Source organism: Streptomyces chiangmaiensis, assembly GCF_036281785.1.
Classification (GTDB): domain Bacteria; phylum Actinomycetota; class Actinomycetes; order Streptomycetales; family Streptomycetaceae; genus Streptomyces; species Streptomyces chiangmaiensis.
This window is the reverse complement of sequence record NZ_JAYWVC010000481.1, coordinates 1-2,260: the sequence shown is the minus strand read 5'-3', so window position 1 is coordinate 2,260 and position 2,260 is coordinate 1. Positions and strand designations below refer to the sequence as shown.

The following is a 2,260-nucleotide window of genomic DNA, read 5'->3' as shown; positions in this document are numbered from 1 at the left end:
TCTGGGCCGCGGCGGCAGCCTGAGCCGTAAATCCCCACATCGGCCCTGGAGGGTGACGAATCGCCTCCCTTCAAGGAGGGGAGCCTTCAAACCACAGACCCTCGTCGGCGGTGCGGCGCAGCCGCAACACGAAGTGACGTGAGACGAGACCCCCATTACAACGACGTTACGGGGGTCTCCGCTGTCTCTGAGTCCTTATGGGCGAACCCGGATGATCGTCTTACCCTTGATCCGCTCGGTCGGATTGAAGGCGGCGACGGCGTCGTCGAGGTCAGCCACGTTGGCGATGTTTGTCCGCAGTCGGCCATCCCGGACCCGCTGAACAATCTCACGCAGTTGGGCGCGATCGGGCTCGACGACAAAGTCGATTGCCAGGCCGTCAGCGGGGCGCGCCTCCGGCGGGCCGGCGATGGTCACCAGTGTTCCTCCGGCGCGAATCACGCCCGCAGACCGCTTGCCGATGTCTCCGCCGACGACGTCGAATACCAGATCGACCCTGCCGACATTTTCCAGGGCGTCGTTATCGAGGTCGACGAACTCCTTCGCGCCGAAGTCGAGCGCCGTCTGACGGTCAGCTGTGCGTCCGGTGCCGATGACATAGGCACCCGCCTCTCGTGCGAGCTGAGTCACCATCGATCCGACTCCGCCGGCCGCACCGTGCACCAGGATGCTCTGCCCTGCTTGCAGTCGGCCGTGGTCGAACAGACCTTGCCACGCGGTCAGGCCGGAGATCGGTAGGGATGCGCCTACCGTGAAGTCGACATCGCCCGGCAGCGGCGCGAGGTTGCGTGCCTCGACGGCCACGTACTCCGCGAGGGTGCCGTCGCGGGTCCAGTCTGTGAGGCCGAATACCCGTTGTCCCACCGACACCCCCGTCGTGCCGTAGCCGAGGGCGGTGACCACTCCGGCCAGCTCGTGCCCGGGAATCGAAGGCGTCCGGTCACGGCCGAGGCGATCGGTCCAGTTCGAGGGCCATGACAGCTCGCCTGGGGTGAATCCCGATGCGTGAACCTGAACGAGGGCATCGTTTCCCGCCGCCTCCGGTTCGGGCCGCTCCACCAGCGTCATCCCGGCCGTACCCGCGGCCTGATCCGTCACCACAATCGCTTTCATCCTGCACCTCACTATATCCAGTCCATGCCTGCACGGCACTCTCGGTTTACCAGTAATAGCGGCGCCAGACCTCGGCGTCTTACCACGCTGATCGGTCGTCATCGAAGACACCCAGGCACAGAAGAAGGGCACCAAGTCGGTCGGGGTGGCCTTCCGGCAATGGGTGCTGACCGGTGATGTCCGCAACTGCCAGACCATGGCAATGCTCACCTACTCCACCGCCGCTGGGCACGCCTTCATCGACCGTCGTCTGTATCTGCCCGAGGAATGGACGGACGACCGCGACCGGTGTCGTGAGGCCGGGGTGCCCAACTAGATAGTCAAGGAGTCCCCTGACTTGGACCGCGAGACGAATCTGGACCGGACCATGAGGTCTTCAACCGCTTCCCGGACCGGGTTTTCGCCGTCGACGAGTTCGGGACGCTCGGGATTCGGCCTACTGTGCGCTCAGGCTGGGTTGAACGCAAACGCCCCGGCCGACTGTCTGCACGCTCGCTGCGCTGAAGTCGATCCGCGCCGCCCAGCCCGACCGCTCCCCGATCTACGTGATCCTGGACAACCTGTCTGCCCTCTAGGGCACCGACATCCGAGGTTGGGCAAAGAAGCACAAGGTCGAACTCTGCTTCACTCCGACCCACGTCCCGTGGGCGAACCGAAGCCCGCTTTGGCGCACTGCGTCAGGTCGTCATCGCCAACTCCACCTATCCCGACCATGCTGTGCAGGCCCGGGACCTGCACGCCTACCTGCGCTGGTGCAACACCAACGCCCGCCATCGCGACGTCCTGGTCGCGGGACGCAAGGAACGCGCCCGCATCCACAGCGAGAGAAGCATCCGATAGGGCCGGCCTCCTCAAAACCGCAGCTTGAAGGGCCCGGCGAACCTAATCCGAGGTCAAGGGCGTCCCGGTGGAGCGGAAACTTCTGGGGATGTTCGAGTAGAGAGCTGCGATGCCTTGCGGCGAACTGGGGCTGCTCAGACCTCCGCATAGAACGGCGCGCGGTCCGCGTACACGGATCGCCTGCGGTGCAGGTCGACACCGACGTACTGGTGCCCGTCGTACTCGCTCATCAGGGGCCTGCTTCGCCGTGACGCAGTGAGCCTTTCCCGGTAAGCGATCATGCCTGTGTGTGATCGTTCAGATCGTG

General features: G+C 65.0%; 1 protein-coding gene and 2 pseudogenes. 2 read left to right on the top strand and 1 reads right to left on the bottom strand.

The features are described from left to right. Window positions 1-195: 195 nt before the first annotated feature. The gene (locus VXC91_RS44695) at window positions 196-1,113 is read right to left on the bottom strand and encodes an NADP-dependent oxidoreductase (protein WP_329513062.1); all 918 of its coding nucleotides are present in this window, start codon (window positions 1,111-1,113) and stop codon (window positions 196-198) included. A gap of 94 nt (window positions 1,114-1,207) precedes the next feature. Here VXC91_RS44695 and VXC91_RS44690 point away from each other — a divergent pair. After that, window positions 1,208-1,426 (top strand): annotated as a pseudogene (locus tag VXC91_RS44690) (transposase); the annotation flags it as partial. 9 nt (window positions 1,427-1,435) lie between these two features. After that, window positions 1,436-1,953, top strand: a pseudogene (locus VXC91_RS44685) (IS630 family transposase); the annotation flags it as partial. Between the last annotated feature and the right edge of the window lie 307 nt (window positions 1,954-2,260).

Bases quoted from the DNA above. Each gene is read 5' to 3' on its own strand.
- VXC91_RS44695 (WP_329513062.1), bottom strand. From the start codon at position 1,113: ATGAAAGCGATTGTGGTGACGGATCAGGCCGCGGGTACGGCCGGGATG.